This window comes from Kaistia sp. UC242_56, from assembly GCF_044452255.1.
Lineage (GTDB): Bacteria > Pseudomonadota > Alphaproteobacteria > Rhizobiales > Kaistiaceae > Kaistia > Kaistia defluvii_A.
The window spans coordinates 4,373,307-4,390,161 of record NZ_JBIOAN010000002.1; the positions used below are offsets into that span (position 1 = coordinate 4,373,307).

13 protein-coding genes, 1 tRNA gene and 1 pseudogene are annotated in these 16,855 nt (G+C 65.5%); 7 read left to right on the forward strand and 8 right to left on the reverse strand.

Features of this window, described 5'->3' with window-relative positions:
* Positions 1–46 precede the first annotated feature (46 nt).
* Both ACHMWQ_RS23320 and ACHMWQ_RS23325 read left to right on the forward strand, forming a co-directional pair.
* Positions 47–565 (forward strand): hypothetical protein, encoded by a 519-nt coding sequence (locus tag ACHMWQ_RS23320; RefSeq protein ID WP_396309301.1) that lies wholly within the window; start codon positions 47–49, stop codon positions 563–565.
* Positions 566–836: 271 nt separating this feature from the next.
* Positions 837–2,033 (forward strand): succinylglutamate desuccinylase/aspartoacylase family protein, encoded by a 1,197-nt coding sequence (locus ACHMWQ_RS23325; RefSeq protein WP_396309302.1) that lies wholly within the window; start codon positions 837–839, stop codon positions 2,031–2,033.
* A 115-nt stretch (positions 2,034–2,148) separates the two neighbouring features.
* On the opposite strand, the gene ACHMWQ_RS23330 is transcribed toward ACHMWQ_RS23325, so the two are convergent.
* Positions 2,149–2,223: transfer RNA gene (locus ACHMWQ_RS23330), tRNA-Val, on the reverse strand.
* A 102-nt stretch (positions 2,224–2,325) separates the two neighbouring features.
* Positions 2,326–2,688 (reverse strand): cell cycle two-component system response regulator CpdR, encoded by a 363-nt coding sequence (gene cpdR / locus ACHMWQ_RS23335; protein ID WP_244670002.1) that lies wholly within the window; start codon positions 2,686–2,688, stop codon positions 2,326–2,328.
* 203 nt (positions 2,689–2,891) lie between these two features.
* Here cpdR and ACHMWQ_RS23340 point away from each other — a divergent pair, with 203 nt between their 5' ends.
* Positions 2,892–3,782 carry an N-formylglutamate amidohydrolase gene (locus ACHMWQ_RS23340; RefSeq protein ID WP_354551688.1) on the forward strand — a complete coding sequence of 297 codons (891 nt, stop codon included), beginning with the start codon at positions 2,892–2,894 and terminating at the stop codon, positions 3,780–3,782.
* A gap of 351 nt (positions 3,783–4,133) precedes the next feature.
* Positions 4,134–4,919 (forward strand): histidinol-phosphatase, encoded by a 786-nt coding sequence (gene hisN, locus ACHMWQ_RS23345; protein ID WP_396309303.1) that lies wholly within the window; start codon positions 4,134–4,136, stop codon positions 4,917–4,919.
* A gap of 48 nt (positions 4,920–4,967) precedes the next feature.
* Here the strand turns inward: hisN and ACHMWQ_RS23350 are convergent, their stop codons facing one another.
* The 3 genes from ACHMWQ_RS23350 to ACHMWQ_RS23360 all read right to left on the reverse strand — a co-directional run bounded on the left by ACHMWQ_RS23350 (position 4,968) and on the right by ACHMWQ_RS23360 (position 7,520).
* Complete coding sequence (locus ACHMWQ_RS23350) at positions 4,968–5,705, reverse strand: SDR family oxidoreductase (protein WP_354551365.1); 738 nt, start codon at positions 5,703–5,705, stop codon at positions 4,968–4,970.
* 192 nt (positions 5,706–5,897) lie between these two features.
* On the reverse strand, positions 5,898–7,145 hold the full coding sequence (locus tag ACHMWQ_RS23355) for a PLP-dependent aminotransferase family protein (RefSeq protein WP_396309304.1): 1,248 nt from the start codon (positions 7,143–7,145) through the stop codon (positions 5,898–5,900).
* Between the two features lie 57 nt (positions 7,146–7,202).
* On the reverse strand, positions 7,203–7,520 hold the full coding sequence (locus tag ACHMWQ_RS23360) for a DUF1330 domain-containing protein (protein WP_266330250.1): 318 nt from the start codon (positions 7,518–7,520) through the stop codon (positions 7,203–7,205).
* Between the two features lie 128 nt (positions 7,521–7,648).
* Here ACHMWQ_RS23360 and ACHMWQ_RS23365 point away from each other — a divergent pair, with 128 nt between their 5' ends.
* On the forward strand, positions 7,649–8,128 hold the full coding sequence (locus ACHMWQ_RS23365) for an Lrp/AsnC family transcriptional regulator (RefSeq protein WP_396309305.1): 480 nt from the start codon (positions 7,649–7,651) through the stop codon (positions 8,126–8,128).
* Positions 8,129–8,135: 7 nt separating this feature from the next.
* Here ACHMWQ_RS23365 and ACHMWQ_RS23370 read toward each other — a convergent pair whose 3' ends face one another.
* Together ACHMWQ_RS23370 and ACHMWQ_RS23375 are read right to left on the reverse strand one after the other, a co-directional pair.
* Complete coding sequence (locus ACHMWQ_RS23370; RefSeq protein WP_396309306.1) at positions 8,136–9,080, reverse strand: alpha/beta fold hydrolase; 945 nt, start codon at positions 9,078–9,080, stop codon at positions 8,136–8,138.
* A 216-nt stretch (positions 9,081–9,296) separates the two neighbouring features.
* Positions 9,297–9,710 (reverse strand): hypothetical protein, encoded by a 414-nt coding sequence (locus ACHMWQ_RS23375; protein WP_396309307.1) that lies wholly within the window; start codon positions 9,708–9,710, stop codon positions 9,297–9,299.
* Positions 9,711–9,993: 283 nt separating this feature from the next.
* Between ACHMWQ_RS23375 and ACHMWQ_RS23380 the strand changes: the two genes are divergently transcribed.
* Positions 9,994–10,458 carry an Hsp20 family protein gene (locus ACHMWQ_RS23380; RefSeq protein WP_354551374.1) on the forward strand — a complete coding sequence of 155 codons (465 nt, stop codon included), beginning with the start codon at positions 9,994–9,996 and terminating at the stop codon, positions 10,456–10,458.
* A 54-nt stretch (positions 10,459–10,512) separates the two neighbouring features.
* Here the strand turns inward: ACHMWQ_RS23380 and ACHMWQ_RS23385 are convergent, their stop codons facing one another.
* The gene (locus ACHMWQ_RS23385; RefSeq protein ID WP_396309308.1) at positions 10,513–11,574 is read right to left on the reverse strand and encodes a threonine aldolase family protein; all 1,062 of its coding nucleotides are present in this window, start codon (positions 11,572–11,574) and stop codon (positions 10,513–10,515) included.
* A 583-nt stretch (positions 11,575–12,157) separates the two neighbouring features.
* Between ACHMWQ_RS23385 and gltB the strand changes: the two are divergent.
* Positions 12,158–16,850: pseudogene (gltB, locus tag ACHMWQ_RS23390) on the forward strand (glutamate synthase large subunit).
* Positions 16,851–16,855 lie beyond the last annotated feature (5 nt).

Sequence of the window (16,855 nt, forward strand, 5' to 3'; positions counted from 1 at the left end):
CTGCCTGCTCGCTGTAGCCTTTGTTGACGTAGCGGGAGATGAACGGATGCGCTGGTTTTTCGCCCTGTTCCGCCGCCGTCCTCGCAGCAGCGTCTGGAGGGTGGACGGCGATGGCGACTTCGCCTGTGCGGCGGCAGGCGAACGATATTTTCAACCGGCCCTGGATACGATTGCCGGCGGAAAGACAGAGCTTGGACACCAGATTTCCGTTGTCGCAGACCTGATCCCGGAGCGCGATCACCTTGGCCATTCGACCGCCGTCCGGGTTATGATCAACGGCGTGCAAGTCGGATACCTGGCGCACTCCCATGCCGAGGCGCTGGTTCATGCGCTCGACGTCCGCGCCTTCCAGTTCGCCCGGGTCGAGGCGATGATCGTCGGCGGTTGGGTGGGCGAAGCGATGCGCGGTCGGCAGGGCGATTACTTCGTGCTTCTGGACCTGCCGCTCTGGGCGCTGGAATGGTCCCGCGACGCGAAGCTCGACTGCAAGACGGTGCAAGCCCGGCGGCAATCCGCCTGTGCTGCCGGCGAAGCCGGGGCGTCGAGCCTTCCCGACGGCGCCTGACGCCCCCTGGCCCCCTCGGACTTCGCCGACGCCAGGCGCTCAGCAATCTCCCAGAGTGCCGGCTCCAGTGGCGGCCAACCGATACCGCTCTACCGATCGCACGATTCCCCTATCGCGCCCACGGGATCTCCGCCGCGTTCCGAGCCACCTTGCAGTCACAGAAGAATTCCTCCGCATGCGGACTGGTCAGGGGTGCCGGGGAGCGCCAGTATGGTTGGCCGAAGTCCGGGAGAGCGCACCCGGCCCTGGCAGCTCAGGAGGAAGGCCCGCCATGCCCACCCAATCCAAAGAAGGCGCCGATCGGCGCGACTTCCTGATGGCTTCGCTGGCGGCCGTGGGAGCGTCGGCCCTGGGCGCGCACAGCGCCAGCGCCCAAGAAGCTACGGCATCGGGCGACGGCGCCGCGTCCAAATCGGCGCACGGCACCGTCTACACCGGCGAGATCATCCAGGGGAAAAAGGTCGTCAGCACACTCCATGTCGAGGACCTGGAGCCCGGGCAGAAGCATCTTCTGTATCTCCAGGGCGTGGAGATGCCGAGCGGACAGCACTGGTATGTGTCGGTTGTCGTCGTCCGGGGCGCGAAGCCCGGCAAGCGTGTTGTTCTGGTGAGCGGCGTGCATGGCGACGAAATGAGCTCCATCCACACGGTGCAGACCGTGATCAACCAACTTGACCCCGCGGAGATGTCGGGCACGGTCATGGCCGTCACGGATGTCGCCCGCCCGGCCATCGAGAGCCTGCAGCGCCGGTGGCCCAATTATGGCCGGGGCCAGGACCTGATCGACATGAATCGGGAATGGCCCGGCAACGAGAACGGCATCACCGCGCCCAGCCGGCATGCAGGGCTTCTGTTTAACCGCCTGCTGCGGCCCAACGCCGACGCGGCGATCGACTTCCACACCGGGACGACGGGGTTCGAAGTCGCGGCCTTCAACCTCGCCGGCATGGATGTGCCCGAAATCAAGGCGATGGTGGATCTGTTTCCGATCGGCCAGGTCTTCGACAACCACGTCTATCCGGGGGTCCTGCACAATGCGCTGGTCGACGCGGGCGTCCCGTCCTTTTGCGCGGAGGTCGGCGCTGCCCGCATCCTGGACCTCGACATGATCGCCCTGTTCGTGGAGGGCACGATGAATGTCCTCAAGCACCACGGCATCCTGGCGGGGGCGATGGGCCGCACCGGCAAGGATGTGGGCGTGTTTGTCGGCAACAGCGCCTTCCCCGTCCTGGCGACCCAGGGCGGCCTGGTGGAGCTTCTGGTCAAGCTCAACGACAAGGTCGAAGCCGGGCAGAGAATCGCGATCCAGCGCAACGGCTTCGGCGAAGTGGTGGCTGAATATTCCAGCGGCGTGGCCGGCGAGGTGACAGGCCTGCGGAGCGACGCGATGGCCGAGCCCGGCAATCCCCTCGCCTTCATTCTCTTCCACCAGTCCGCGCCGGACGGGGCCGAGACCTATCCCGAGTGATCCGGGACCGAAGGCTTGGGAAGGCGTCTGGACTCTGGAGGCTTCCGGAAAATCGACGACGAACCGAGGCGCGAGGCCGGCGGCTTTGAGGTCAGCGATTTCGGCGGAGGGAGGATGGTGGGCGTGACAGGGATTGAACCTGTGACCCCTACGATGTCAACGTAGTGCTCTCCCGCTGAGCTACACGCCCATCCTTCTCAACGCGACCGGCGGGACCGGCGGCGTGAGCGAGGGTATACAGGGCGATTTCCGAAGCTTCAAGCCTCGTTTTTCGACCCTGTTGAAAACTCCCTCAGGCGGCGAGCAGCCGCTCTACCTCATTGACCAGATCGCGCAGATGGAAAGGCTTGGAAAGCACCTTCGCATCCTTGGGCGCGTTCGAATCGGGATTGAGGGCGACGGCGGCGAAGCCCGTGATGAACATCACCTTCAGATCAGGATCGAGCTCGGTGGCGCGGCGCGCCAATTCGATGCCGTCCATCTCCGGCATGACGATATCCGTCAGCAGCAGGGTGAAGGGTTCTTCGCGGATGCGTTCATAGGCGCTGCGGCCATTGTCGAAGGACACGACATCATAGCCGGCATTCTGCAGCGCCTTCGCCAGAAAGCGGCGCATGTCATTGTCGTCTTCGGCAAGCAGGATGCGGTTCATCAGGGAATCCATGGCTGGACGGTCGATCTCGTTCGCAAGGCGCCTACTATGCGCGGCCTGGGCGATTTGGTTATTGAATTACGGCTGAACGAAGTAAAGATCGGGTGAATGGAGCGAAACTTCCCCTGCCCGAAGCGCGCCAGACGACATAGAATGGGCCCTTCGGACAGGACGCGGCCCCGGCCGCAACCGCGAGGAGAACGATCATCAACGCCGCGCCGGATTTTGCAGACGCGCTTCCCTTCGAGGTGGTGGCTCCGGCCGAGCAGCGCATACCCTTCGTGTTCAATTCGCCCCATAGCGGCCGCGTCTACCCGGCGGCTTTCCTGGAGGCCTCGAAGCTCGACGAGAAGACGATCCGCCGCTCGGAGGATACGTTCGTCGACGAATTGTTTGCGTCCGTCGTGCCGCTCGGCGCGCCCCTGATGCGGGCGCATTTTCCCCGCGCCTGGCTGGACGTGAACCGCGAGCCCTACGAACTGGACCCTCGCATGTTCGATGGCGACCTGCCGTCGTATGCCAATATCCGCTCGCTTCGGGTCGCCGGTGGCCTGGGTACGATCGCCCGGGTCGTCTCGGAAAATGTCGAGATCTATGCCGAGCCGATCCCGGTGGCGGTGGGGCTCCATCGCATCGAGACGGTCTACAAGCCCTATCACGAGACGCTGCGCCAGACGCTGGCGGCGACGCATGAGCGCTTTGGCTATTGCGTGCTGGTGGATTGCCACTCCATGCCCTCCAGCGTGCGGACCCTGCCCGGCAGGGCGCGGGCGGACATCGTGCTCGGCGACCGCTATGGCACCAGCTGCGCGCCGGGCATTTCGGAAGCCGCCTATTCGATCCTGAGCGACGCGGGTTATGCGGTCGCCCGCAACAAGCCCTATGCCGGCGGCTTCATCACCGAGCATTACGGCCGCCCCAGCCGCGGCCTGCATGCACTGCAGATCGAGATCAATCGCGGGCTCTATATGAACGAGCGGACGCTGCAGCCCAATGCGGGCTATGATCGGCTCGCGGCCGATCTGGCGCGGTTCGCGGCGGCGCTGTCGAGCCTGCCGGACGCCGCGCTTTACCCGCTCGCCGAAGCGGCGGAGTAGCCCTACCCACCATCGCGAAAACGGAACTGCGGGCAGAAAAAGGGCCGCTCGTCAAACGAGGCGGCCCAAGTCTAGGGAGGAAACGCCCAAGAAGGGCAGCGGTAGATCGACGCCAATCGATGTACCGCACCGCAATAAATTGCGCTTGCACTGCAAAAAGATCAAGACCCTTTCCTACGCTCGCGCCCGAGTGCGACGATTCCGCCACGTCAGACGCCCCGGCCGGCGAAGCGTCCCGCCAACGAATTGAAATAGACATTTGAAATCAGATTGTTAGACAGGAACGCCTGAACGGGGTGTCGTTATGCATATAGCGCATGGCACGTCTGCAGCAGCCTTTTGGAGCCTAGAATGACCGATCCGACCCTGATTGCCTTCCTCGATCGGCTCGCTGATTCTGCCGGAAAAGCGATCATGCCGCATTTTCGCGCACTCAATTCCGTCGAGAACAAAGCGGCCACCGGCTTCGATCCGGTCACCGTCGCCGACCGCGCTTCTGAAGAGGCGCTGCGCGCGCTGATCAACGAGCATTACCCGTCGCATGGCATCATGGGCGAGGAGTTCGGCGACGAGAATCTCGACGCCGAGAACGTTTGGGTGCTCGATCCGATCGATGGCACGCGCGCCTTCATTTCCGGCCTGCCGGTCTGGGGCACGCTGATCGGCCTTACCACCGGCGGCAGGCCCTCGCTCGGCATGATGGCCCAGCCCTTCACCGGCGAACGCTTCGCCGGCAACGGCGCACGGGCCTGGTACACCGGGCCGGAAGGCGACCGGGTCCTGAAGACCCGAGCCTGCGACAAGCTTTCGGATGCCGTGCTCTTCACGACCACGCCGTCGCTGTTCAAGGGCAGCGATCGCGAGGCCTATGACCGGGTCGAGAACGAGGTCCGCCTCGCCCGCTATGGCTGCGATTGCTACGCCTATTGCATGGTGGCCGCGGGCTTTGCGGATGCCGTGATCGAGGTTGGCCTGCATGCCTATGACATCGTGGCACTGATCCCGGTGATCGAAGGCGCCGGCGGCCGGGTCACCAGCTGGGACGGCGGCTCGGCCGCATCCGGCGGCCGCGTGGTGGCATCCGGCGACGCCCGCCTGCACGACCAGATCCTGGAGACGCTGAACCGCGCGGGCTGAGCGGGGAGTTCTTCACCTCTCCGTGGGGAGAGGTGAAGAAGGCGACTTTCAGATCGACTGCAGCAGGCCACCATCGACAGCGATCGCCTGGCCGGTGATGTAGCTGGCGCGCTCGGAGGCGAGGAAGGCGGCAAGCGCGGCGAACTCTTCCGGTTCGCCGATGCGGCCGGCCGGGATCTTCGAACCCATCGATGCGCTGGTGACGCCGACTTCCTTCATCCGGTCCGTATTGGTGTAGCCCGGCAGCAGCGCGTTGACCGTCACACCCGACGCCGCGACGTCGCGGCTGATCGCGTTGACGAGGCCGAGCAGGCCGGCGCGCAGGCCGTTGGAGACCACCAGGCCCGGCTGCGGCTCCTTGGCCGCAACGGAGGTGACGGCCAGGATACGGCCGAAGCCGTTTGCCTTCATCGCCGGCAGCGCCTCGCCGACGCTTTCGACGAAGCTCATCCAGAGATTGTTGAAGCCCGCCTGCCAGGCCTGATCGGTGATCGCCTCGAAATTGCCGGGCGCGGGACCGCCGGTATTGGTGACGAGGATATCGACGCTGCGGCCCAGTTTCTCGGCCGCCTGCTGCACCAGCGCGCGGCCGGCGCCAGGCTTCGAAACGTCGCCGGCGATGCCGATGACGCCGAGTTCCTTGGCCGTCGCCTCGACGCGGGCGGGATCTCGCGCGACGATCACGACCTTGGCGCCCTCCGCCGCCAGCTCGGCCGCGATGGCGCGTCCAAGCCCGCGCGAGCCGCCGAAGACGAGGGCGGTCTTGTCGTTCAGTTTCAGGTCCATGGCTTAGCGCTCTCTATCTGGCAAAATCGGTCCCCTCACCACTCCCTGAGGGAGAGGTCGGAGCGATAGCTCCGGGTGAGGGCTTAGGGAACTATGCAGTGAGTCCGTAAACCCTCACCCGTCGCACTACGTGCGTCGACCTCTCCCTCAGGGAGAGGTGACTATTCTTGCTGGCCTTCCATGTGCCGCACCTCAAGCCGCGCCGTCGAGCTGCTGACGGGCGGAGAGATAGTGCTCGATCGCCCGCGCCAGGCGGCGCACGCCTTCGGCAATCACCTCTGGCGAACTGCGGGTGAAATTGACCCGCATGGCAAAGCGGTTTTCGCCGGTGAAGTCGAAAACGCTGCTTGGGACATAGGCGACCTTTTCCTCGACCGCGAATTTGTAGAGCGCGTCGGTGTCGATCGCGTCGCCCTTCGAGCGCATCCAGACGAACATGCCGCCGACCGGCACCTCCCATTCGAACCAGTCGGCAAGCCGCGCATCCGCCTCGCGCAGCAGCGCGTCGCGGCGCTCGCGATAGACCGGCACGATGGAGCGCGAATGCTGGTGGTCGAATTCGCGCTCCATCAGCTCCAGCGCGATCGCCTGCGTCAGCAGACTGCCGCTGAGGTCGCTCGCCATCTTGGTGAGGGCCAGGTTCTGGATCATGCCGGCCTCGGCGATCACCCAGCCGACGCGCAGCCCCGGCACCAGGCTCTTCGAGACCGTGCCGAGATAGATCACGGGCCCGTCATAGGGTCCCGGCCGGGTCGAGCGGGCGACCGAATGGCTCAAGATGCTCGGACCCGGCGAACCGTCGAGCTGGATCGAAAGATACGGGTCGTCCTCGACCAGCCAGGTGCCAGCTTCCAGCACCTTGTCGAGCAGCGCGATGCGCCGCTCCTGCGACACCAGCACGCCGGTTGGGTTGGAATAGTTCGGCACGGAATAGACGAATTTCGCCCGCGCCAGCGTCGCGTCGAAATCGGGATCGGTCAGCGTCCAGTCGAGCGGCCGATAGCTGGGGGCGCGCGGCCGCCAGGCATCGAGCGCGCCGAGATAGGTTGGCGCCTGCGCGACGATCAGTTCGCCCGGATCAACCAGCACCTTGCCGATCAGGTCGAGCGCCTGCATCGAGCCGGTTGTCAGCAGCACGTTCGCCGCCGTGAAGGTGCCGCCGGTCTCGGCCGAGGCGCGCGCCGCGATCAGCTGGCGCAGCGCCGGCAGGCCCTCGACCGGGCCATATTCCATGATCGTCGCGCCATGGCGAGCGATCGCCGCCTGCGCCGCGGCCTGCACCTCGGCGACCGGATAGAGTTCGGCCGCCGGCAGGCCGCCGGCGAGGCTGACGACGTCGGCACGACCGCCAAAGGCCAGGAACTGCTGCGAAATATCGTTGCTGGACCGGAGCCAGGCCGCCGTCTGCGGCCGGGTGGTGCTTGCCTTGGCATTCGCCATCGTCGGAAACCTCGAAGGTTCAGGAAAGTTCGGCGGGCGTCGCGCCCGCCGGAAGCGTCAGAGCCTGGGATCGGGATCCTCGGTATTGCCGCGGCTTTCCTGCACGATCATCCGGCCGGTCGAGGCGGCGTAGCGGAACTGGCAGGCCTCGACATAGTCGGGATCCTTGATCCAGGCATCGACATGCGCCTTGCTGGGGAATTCGAGGATCACCATGCGGTCGGTGAAAGGCGGGCCTTCGGCCGCAGAAACCTCGTCGCCGCGCGTCAGAAACCGGCCGCCATGCCGCTTGACGATCGGCGGCGTGCGGTCGGTGTACTTCTTGTAGGTCACGGGGTCGTGGATCGCCATCGTACAGATCACATAGGCCGGCATAGTCGTCTCCCTTGTTTGCTAGACAATAGCGCTCGAATGGCGAGCGAATCCGTGCAATTTTTCGTGGGGCTCGCCTTAGCCTCGCAAGAACTCGCTCGCAGAGGCCGCTTCGTTAGGGAAAAACGCCAATGGTCGAACTCGACCCGATTGACCGCCGGATCTTGGCCGTGCTGCAGGCCGACGGCCGCATGTCCAACCTCGAAGTGGCCGAACGGGTCGGCCTGTCGCCGACGCCCTGCAGCCGGCGCATCAAGCGGCTGGAGGAGAGCGGCGTCATCCAGGGCTATTCGGCCCGGATCAACCCGCTGGCGCTCGGGCTCTCGATCTGCGTGGTGGTCAGTGTTCGCCTCGCCAAGCAGACGCCGGATGCGGCGAGCCAATTCCTGAGCGCGATCGAGGACAGGCCAGAGATCACCGAATGCCTGCTGGTCACCGGCAGCGTTGATTATCTGCTGCGGGTCTGGGTTAGGGATATCGAAGCGCTGCGGCAGTTCATCTCCGCCGCTCTGCAGGCGATTCCCTGCGTCGCCGAGACCTCGACCATGGTCATTCTGGACACGACCAAATCGAACGGCCTGTCGACGGCCGAGACCGGGGCCAGGCGCTAGCCTGTCATCACGCCTCGGAGCCGGGGATGAACTCGTCGAAGGCGGCCCAGAACAGGCCGCGCATCGGATCGCGCTCCATCAGGATCTCGTGCCGCGCGCCGGGGATGACGATCTGCGCGCCGATCCGCATCTCGCGGGCAAAGCGCTCGATCGCCAGCGGCGACACCACCCGGTCCTCGCCGGCGGCGATCATCAGGGTCGGGATGCGGATGCTTGCGGCGAAGGCGGGATCGGCCGCCTCGTTCATGGCGCGGCAGGCAGCGTGCAGCCACGAAATGGTGGGCGGGCCGACCATCAGCTCCGGCCGCGTCTGGCCAATGGCGATCGAGCGGGCGAAGCGGCGCGGATCGCTGGTGAGCGGATTGCCCTTGAAGCCGCGCTCCTCGACCTGGGCGATCTTCGAGCCGGGCGGGAAGGCATCGCCGAGGCCGAGCAGCGAAAAGCAGCCGGCCGTGAAGTTGATCAGCGCGCGCGAGGGCGCGAAGCCGCCGAAATCGAGTAGCGGCGACACCAGCACCATGCGCGCAAAAGTCTGGCGCGACCGGCGCGCGACGCGCAGGCACACCAGGCCGCCCGTCGAATGCGCCAGCGCGAAAAAGGGCGGCGGGCAGTCCGGCAGCACCACCTGCTGCATGAACGCCTCGAGATCGCGCTCGAACTCGGAGAAATCGTCGACATGGCCCTTGCGGGGGTTGGCGAGCCGCCGGTCGGAAGCGCCCTGCCCGCGCCAGTCGAAGCTCGCCACCGCGAAGCCGCGCTGCAGCAGTTCGCCGACGACTTCGTAATATTTCTCGATCGCTTCGGCGCGGCCATGGATAAGGCAGACCGTACCCTTCCGCTGTCCCGGGGGGCGCCAGTAAGCGGCGCGCAGCTTGACCCCGTCGACGGTCGTGACGGTCTGCTCGACGGCGCCTTCGGGGACGGGATTGTCAGGAGAGGATTGCAAACTCATCCGCCACGCGGTTCCGCATTCGAGCATCGCATTCAGGGCCAACCGGTCTTAGCCGACCAACCGGAGAGCGACAAGCGACGGGCCGCAACCGGCCTCGCCCGGACAAGAAGAAACCGGCGACATCCAGGGATGTCGCCGGCTGACAGGCCGACCTCGCGCGGGGGGCGGATTCGAGATCGACCGACCGGTCATAGCCGAATGGCTCCGGAAACGGGACTACCAGCGGCGCCAGTCATTGCCCCAACCACCGTGCCAACCGCGATCGCCGCGCCAGTCATTCTCGATCACCCGGCGGCGCACGATCTCGCCGGACCAGGAATCGACCACCACGATGACGTCCCGGCCACGCGGACCGATGGCGCGGACGATATAGGCGTCGCCGCGGCGGTTGATAATGTCGATGCGGGCGTAGCCCTGGCGGGCGAGCAACCGGTAGATCTGGCGGCCGTCAAGCTGGCGACGGGGCGGCGGCGGGCGGCGATAGTCGCGATCGTCCCGATAGCCGCGGTCGTCATTGTAACCGCCGTAGCCGCCGCGCCCGCCTTCGAAGCGGTAATCCTGTGCCTGCGCCGCGATCGGCAGCAGCAGGGCGCCGACCAGGGCGGAGGTGGCGAGAATGGACTTCATCATTGATGTCTCTCCAGCGGATGCACCGAGCGATCTCTTCATCGCCGGCATTGATGGTGAACCTATCCGCAGGCGCCTGAACATCATCCGAATTGGTCGTTCATATGGCGTTCAGGCTTGTGAAGAAGCCGGCGTCCACCCCCCTCTTGAACCGCCCAGAACTTGTCCCCACATCCTCCTTGCGGATGCCAAAAGAGGGTCCGCGACTGAGACATGCGGCCCCGGCCATCGGATGGCGGAGCCGTCGTGAACTTCGAAACGAACCGTCGCTCCAAGGAGGACAACCATGCGTACGTTTGATCTGAGCCCGCTCTATCGCTCCACCGTCGGCTTTGACCGGCTCTTTTCCCTTCTCGACCAGGCCTCCGGCGTCGAAGCCGGCGTGCCGGGCTATCCGCCCTACAACATCGAGCGCACCGGCGAGAACGCCTATCGCATCACCATGGCGGTAGCCGGCTTCGGCGACAGCGATCTGTCGATCGAGTCGCGTGAAAACACGCTGACCGTGAAGGGCGAGAAGAAGCCTGAGGAAGGCAAGGATTCGGAAGTGCTGTATCGCGGCATCGCCGGACGTTCGTTCGAGCGCCGATTCCAGCTCGCCGACCATGTGGAAGTGAAGGGCGCCAGCCTCGAGAACGGCCTCCTGCATGTCGATCTCGTCCGCGAGATCCCCGAGGCCATGAAGCCGCGCACCATCGCGATTTCCAGCGGCAAGAATGTCAGCCAGCAGATCGAGGCCAAGGCTGCGTAAGCAGCGCCACAGCCTGAAGGATGGGGCGTCCCACGCAAGTGGGACGCCTATTTTTTAGGCCGCATCTGCCGAAAGTATTTGCAGAAACGCATCCACTTCCGATGCCTGCGTCTGGAAACTGGTCACCAGCCGCACAAGAATTGACTGATTGTCCAAGGGTGCGGCAATCGGTCCCGCCGTCGGCCATTCATAATAGGCAGCGCCCGCCGCGCGCAGCCGGGCATCGGCAGTCTTCGAGATCAACGCAAAGACCTCATTGCCCTGCGGCTGCCAGGCGAGGCTCGAGCCCGAGCCCGCCTCGATGCCCTCGGCCAGCCGCCGCGCCATGGCGTTGGCATGCGACGCCAGGCCCAGCCAGTGATCCGCCTCGAGATAGGCCGAGAACTGCGCCGCGACGAATCGACTCTTGGAAAAGAGGTGGCCGCCGCGCTTGCGATGAAACGCGAAGCCCTTCGCCTGCTCCGGATTGAAGAAGACGACCGCCTCGGCGGCAAAGCAGCCATTCTTCGATCCGCCGAACGACATGACGTCGACGCCGGCGCGCCAGCTCGCCTCGGCCGGCGTGACGCCGAGCCCGGCGACCGCATTGCCGAATCGCGCACCGTCCATATGGAGCGGCAGGCCGGCCTCATGCGCGACCGCGGCGAGAGCCGCGATTTCCGCCGGGCTATAGGCGGTTCCGATCTCGGTCAGCTGGCTGATCGAGACCGCGGCCGGCTGGCCGTGATGAATGAAATCGGCGGGATAGAGCGCTATCGCGGCGGCGAGGTCGGCCGGCCACAGCTTGCCGTCCGCGCCATCGATCCGGTGCAATCGCGATCCGCCGCCGAAAAACTCCGGCGCGCCGCCCTCGTCGACGGCGATATGGGCGTCGCGGTGGCAGAACACGACGCCGCCCGGCTTGGAGAACTGGGCCAGGGACAGCGAGTTTGCCGCCGTTCCCGTCGCGACGAAGAACGCCGCTACCTCGCGCTCGAACACCCGCGAAAAGGCCGCCTCGACCGCAGCCGTCAGCGGATCGTTGCCATAGGCGGGGGCATAGCCACCCGCCGCTTCGACGAGCGCGGCCGCCACCCGGTCGGACGCCCCCGTCCAGTTATCGCTTGCAAAAATCATGGCGCCATATCGCGGGGACGGGCCGCCCAGCGCAACCCCTTTGTCACCCGGAGACGGTGAAAATACAGCGTCCCGGCCGCGATCGGCGTGCCCGCTCGCCGGAAGCCGCTACCGCAGCGTCCACCGCGTCTTTCGCAATTTTGTTGCGCTTCCATGGCATCATCATCACCTTAAGTGTGCTTGCCACGCTCCTTTCGTAACAAACATAATGCGTGATCACCGAGGCGCTTGCCGAACTAGAAGAGTTCTGGCATTTTGGCGCGCCTTGAATTAGGACAGTCTTGCTGTCCCATTATCGAGTCCGGAGCCGATGGTTTCGGCGACATGCGAAGCAGGCGCGGGCGAGTTCGGAATGAACCTTGCTTGCGATAGGATGCGGCCCTGACGGGTCGGGGTCGCACGCCTGACGGCGCGATGCGGCGGTTTGGACGCGGTTGCGTCTTATAATGAATACGGCGATGCGCCGGTTGGTCATCCAAACGTTCCAGCGAACGGGCGGGAGAGCGGCCGGTTTCAACGTCGAATGATGAACCATAGAGGATGAGAGGGCACTCAGATGCCGAAGGTCTTACGTGAAGCGGAAATGCAGATGGCAGCAGCGGCGACGGCCCGCGCCGCCAAAAGCACCGCCGCACGCAACAAGGCCGGCGGCGTAGGCGCCCAAGGCCTTTATGATCCGCGCAATGAGCACGATGCCTGCGGCGTCGGCTTCATCGCCAACCTGAAGAACGAGAAGTCGCACCGCATCGTGCAGAGCGGGCTGCAGATCGTCCGCAACCTCGAGCATCGCGGAGCGGTCGGCGCCGATCCGCTGATGGGCGACGGCGCGGGCATGCTCGTGCAGATTCCGCATCGGTTCTTTTCGGAGGAGGCTACGCGCCTGGGCTTCGCGCTCAGCGAGCCGGGCAGCTATGCCGTCGGCTTCCTCTTCCTGCCCCAGGACGCGGAAGTCCGCGCCGGCATGGAGAAGATCGTCGAGGAAGTCGTCGCTTCCGAGGGCCAGGTGCTGCTCGGCTGGCGCGACGTGCCGGTCGACAACTCGTCGCTCTCCAAGGCGCCCGACATCGCGGCGACCGAGCCGCATCATCGCCAGGTGTTCATTGCCCGCGGCAAGGACATCGAGAGCGAGGACGCGTTCGAGCGGCGGCTGTTCATCATCCGCAAGGTGATCTCGAACCGCATCTACGCGGCCTATTCCGGCCTGAACAACGACTTCTACGTCGTGTCGCTGTCGGCGCGGACCATCGTCTACAAGGGCATGTTCCTCGCCGAGCAGCTCGGCGCCTTATTATCGTGACTTCCACGACGAGCGCTTCGAGAGCGCGATCGCGCTCGTGCATCAGCGCTTCTCGACCAACACCTTCCCGTCCTGGCGCCTGGCGCATCCCTACCGCATGGTCGCGCATAATGGCGAGATCAACACGGTGCGCGGCAACGTCAACTGGATGGCGGCGCGGCAGGCCTCGGTCGACAGCGAGCTCTACGGCAACGACATCTCGAAGCTGTGGCCGATCTCCTATGAGGGGCAGTCGGACACCGCCTGCTTCGACAACGCGCTCGAATTCCTGGTGCAGGGCGGCTACTCGCTGCCCCACGCGGCCATGATGCTGATCCCCGAAGCCTGGGCGGGCAACCCGCTCATGGATGAGCAGCGGCGTGCCTTCTACGAATACCATGCCGCGCTGATGGAGCCCTGGGACGGGCCGGCCGCCGTCGCCTTCACCGACGGCGTGCGCATCGGCGCGACCCTCGACCGCAACGGCCTGCGCCCGGCACGCTACCTCGTCACCGAGGATGGCGACGTGCTGCTCGCCTCCGAATCCGGCGTGCTGCCGATCCCGGAAGAGAAGATCGTCACCAAGTGGCGGCTTCAGCCGGGCCGCATGCTGCTGATCGACCTGGAACAGGGCCGCATCGTCTCCGACGAGGAGATCAAGACCGAGCTCGCCACCAAGCTCCCCTACCAGGAGTGGCTGGCGCGCACCCAGATCGTGCTCGAAGATCTGCCCTCCGTGCCGCCGCGCGCGCCGCGCACCGACGTGACGCTGCTCGATCGCCAGCAGGCGTTCGGCTACACCGGCGAAGACCTGAAGCTGCTGATGGCCCCCATGGCCACCACCGGCCAGGAAGCCGTCGGCTCGATGGGCACGGACACGCCGATCTCGGTCCTCTCCGACAAGTCGAAGCTGCTCTACACCTACTTCAAGCAGAACTTCGCCCAGGTGACGAACCCGCCGATCGATCCGATCCGCGAGGAACTGGTCATGAGCCTCGTGTCCTTCATCGGACCGCGGCCGAACCTGTTCGACCTGCAGGGCGCCGGTCGCCGCAAGCGGCTCGAAGTCCGGCAGCCGATCCTGGAGAACCCGGATCTCGAGAAGATCCGCGCCATCGGCGAACTGGACGACAACCCGTTCCAGTCGAAGACGCTCGACATCACCTATGCCGTGGCACAGGGCGCCGAAGGCATGGCTGACGCCCTGGAGCGGCTCTGCGAGCGCGCCGAGGCAGCCGTCCATGGCGGCTACAACATCATCATCCTGTCCGACCGCATGGTTGGACCGGACCGGATCCCGATTCCGGCACTGCTGGCCACGGCCGGCGTGCACCATCACCTGATCCGCAAGGGCCTGCGCACCTCGGTCGGTCTCGTCGTCGAGACGGGCGAGGCCCGCGAAGTGCATCATTTCTGCGTGCTGGCCGGCTTCGGCGCCGAGGCGATCAATCCCTATCTCGCCTTCGAGACGCTGACCGACATGAAGAAGGACTTCCCCGAGGAGGTCGACGACGAAGAGATCGTGCATCGCTACGTCAAGTCGATCGACAAGGGCATCCTCAAGGTCATGTCCAAGATGGGCATCTCGACCTACCAGTCCTATTGCGGCGCGCAGATCTTCGATGCGATCGGCCTCGCGAGCGAGTTCGTCGACCGCTACTTCTTCGGCACCGCCACCACCATCGAGGGTGTCGGCCTGGCCGAGATCGCGGAAGAGACCGTGCGCCGTCACGCCGAGGCCTTCGGCGATGGCGCGGTGCTGCGCAACACGCTCGACATCGGCGGCGAGTACAACTTCCGCATCCGTGGCGAGCGCCATGCCTGGTCGCCCGATTCGGTGGCGAACCTGCAGCATGCCGTCCGCGTCGGCTCGTGGGAGCGCTACGAGGACTATGCCCGGGCGATGAACGAACAGTCGAAGGCGTTGCTGACGCTGCGCGGCCTGTTCGAGATCAAGATGGCGGAAGACGTTGGCGCATCGCCGGTGCCGCTCGAGGAAGTCGAGCCGGCCTCGGAGATCGTCAAGCGTTTCGCCACCGGCGCCATGTCGTTCGGCTCGATCTCGCGCGAGGCGCACACCACCCTCGCGATCGCCATGAACCGGATCGGCGGCAAGTCGAACACCGGCGAGGGCGGCGAGGAAGCCGAGCGCTTCGTGACGATGGCGAACGGCGATTCCATGCGCTCGTCGATCAAGCAGATCGCCTCGGGACGCTTCGGCGTGACGACGGAATATCTCGTCAACTCCGACGTGATGCAGATCAAGGTGGCGCAGGGTGCCAAGCCCGGCGAAGGCGGACAGCTGCCCGGCCACAAGGTCGACGCGACCATCGCCAAGGTCCGGCATTCGACGCCGGGCGTCGGCCTGATCTCGCCGCCGCCGCACCATGACATCTACTCGATCGAGGATCTGGCCCAGCTGATCTTCGATCTGAAGAACGTCAACCCGCAGGCGGACGTCTCGGTCAAGCTCGTCTCGGAAGTCGGTGTCGGCACGGTCGCCGCCGGCGTCGCCAAGGCGCGCGCCGACCACATCACGATCTCCGGCTTCGAGGGCGGCACGGGTGCTTCGCCCCTGACCTCGCTCAAGCATGCCGGTAGCCCGTGGGAAATCGGCCTGGCCGAGACCCAGCAGACCCTCGTCCTGAACGGCCTGCGCTCGCGCATCGCCCTGCAGGTCGATGGCGGCTTCCGGACCGGTCGGGACGTCATCATCGGCGCGCTGCTCGGCGCGGACGAATTTGCCTTCTCGACGGCGCCGCTGATCGCCGCCGGCTGCATCATGATGCGCAAGTGCCATCTCAACACCTGCCCGGTTGGCGTCGCCACCCAGGACCCGGTGCTGCGCAAGCGCTTCAAGGGCACGCCCGAGAACGTTATCAACTTCTTCTTCTTCGTCGCCGAGGAAGTTCGCCAGCTGATGGCCGCCATGGGCGTTCGCCACCTCGAAGAGCTGATCGGCCAGTCCGACCGGCTCGACAAGGTCGCGGCGGTCAACCACTGGAAGGCAGCCGGGCTCGACTTCACCAAGCTGTTCCACAAGGTCGAGGCCGGCCCGGACGAGATCCGTCACACGCAGCGCCAGCATCATCCGATCGAGCATGTGCTCGACCGCAAGCTGATCGCCGAGGCACAGCCCGCGCTCGCCACCGGCACCCCGGTGAAGATCGAGGCCGAGATCCACAACACCGACCGTTCGGCCGGTGCGATGCTCTCGGGCGAGGTCGCCAAGCGCTACGGCAATGACGGCCTGCCGGACGACACGATCGCGATCACCCTGCGCGGCACGGCCGGCCAGAGCTTCGCCGCCTTCCTGGCGCGCGGCGTTTCGGTCGACCTGATCGGCGAAGGCAACGACTATGTCGGCAAGGGCCTTTCCGGCGGACGCATCGTGGTGCGCCCGGCCGAGAACAGCCGCATCGTGCCGGAAGAGTCGATCATCGTCGGCAACACCGTTCTCTACGGTGCGACCGAAGGCGAGGCCTATTTCCGCGGCGTCGCCGGCGAGCGCTTCTCCGTCCGCAATTCGGGCGCGGTGGCGGTCGTCGAAGGCTGCGGCGATCATGGCTGCGAATACATGACCGGCGGCATTGTCGTCGTCATCGGCCAGACCGGGCGCAACTTCGCGGCCGGCATGTCCGGCGGCATCGCCTATGTGCTCGACGAAGACGAAACCTTCGCCCAGCGCTGCAACCTGTCGATGGTCGAGATCGAGCCTGTCCAGGAAGAGGACGACCTGCTGGAGAAGCTGCACCACCATGGCGGCGACATCGAGCACAAGGGCCGGATCGACATCACATCGAACATGAATCGCCACGATGACGAGCGTCTCCACCTGCTGATCTCCAAGCATCTCCACTACACCGGCTCGAGCCGGGCCAAGGAGATCCTGGAGAACTGGGAGAGCTATCGTCCGAAATTCCGCAAGGTCATGCCGGTCGAGTATCGGCGGGCACTGATCGAGATGGAACGCGCGCGCTACGGCGTGGCGGCCGAGTAAGGGGG

Bases quoted from the DNA above. Each gene is read 5' to 3' on its own strand.
- ACHMWQ_RS23320 (WP_396309301.1), top strand. From the start codon at position 47: ATGCGCTGGTTTTTCGCCCTGTTCCGCCGCCGTCCTCGCAGCAGCGTC.
- ACHMWQ_RS23325 (WP_396309302.1), top strand. From the start codon at position 837: ATGCCCACCCAATCCAAAGAAGGCGCCGATCGGCGCGACTTCCTGATG.
- hisN (WP_396309303.1), top strand. From the start codon at position 4,134: ATGACCGATCCGACCCTGATTGCCTTCCTCGATCGGCTCGCTGATTCT.
- ACHMWQ_RS23350 (WP_354551365.1), bottom strand. From the start codon at position 5,705: ATGGACCTGAAACTGAACGACAAGACCGCCCTCGTCTTCGGCGGCTCG.
- ACHMWQ_RS23355 (WP_396309304.1), bottom strand. From the start codon at position 7,145: ATGGCGAATGCCAAGGCAAGCACCACCCGGCCGCAGACGGCGGCCTGG.
- ACHMWQ_RS23360 (WP_266330250.1), bottom strand. From the start codon at position 7,520: ATGCCGGCCTATGTGATCTGTACGATGGCGATCCACGACCCCGTGACC.
- ACHMWQ_RS23365 (WP_396309305.1), top strand. From the start codon at position 7,649: ATGGTCGAACTCGACCCGATTGACCGCCGGATCTTGGCCGTGCTGCAG.
- ACHMWQ_RS23370 (WP_396309306.1), bottom strand. From the start codon at position 9,080: ATGAGTTTGCAATCCTCTCCTGACAATCCCGTCCCCGAAGGCGCCGTC.
- ACHMWQ_RS23375 (WP_396309307.1), bottom strand. From the start codon at position 9,710: ATGATGAAGTCCATTCTCGCCACCTCCGCCCTGGTCGGCGCCCTGCTG.
- ACHMWQ_RS23380 (WP_354551374.1), top strand. From the start codon at position 9,994: ATGCGTACGTTTGATCTGAGCCCGCTCTATCGCTCCACCGTCGGCTTT.
- ACHMWQ_RS23385 (WP_396309308.1), bottom strand. From the start codon at position 11,574: ATGATTTTTGCAAGCGATAACTGGACGGGGGCGTCCGACCGGGTGGCG.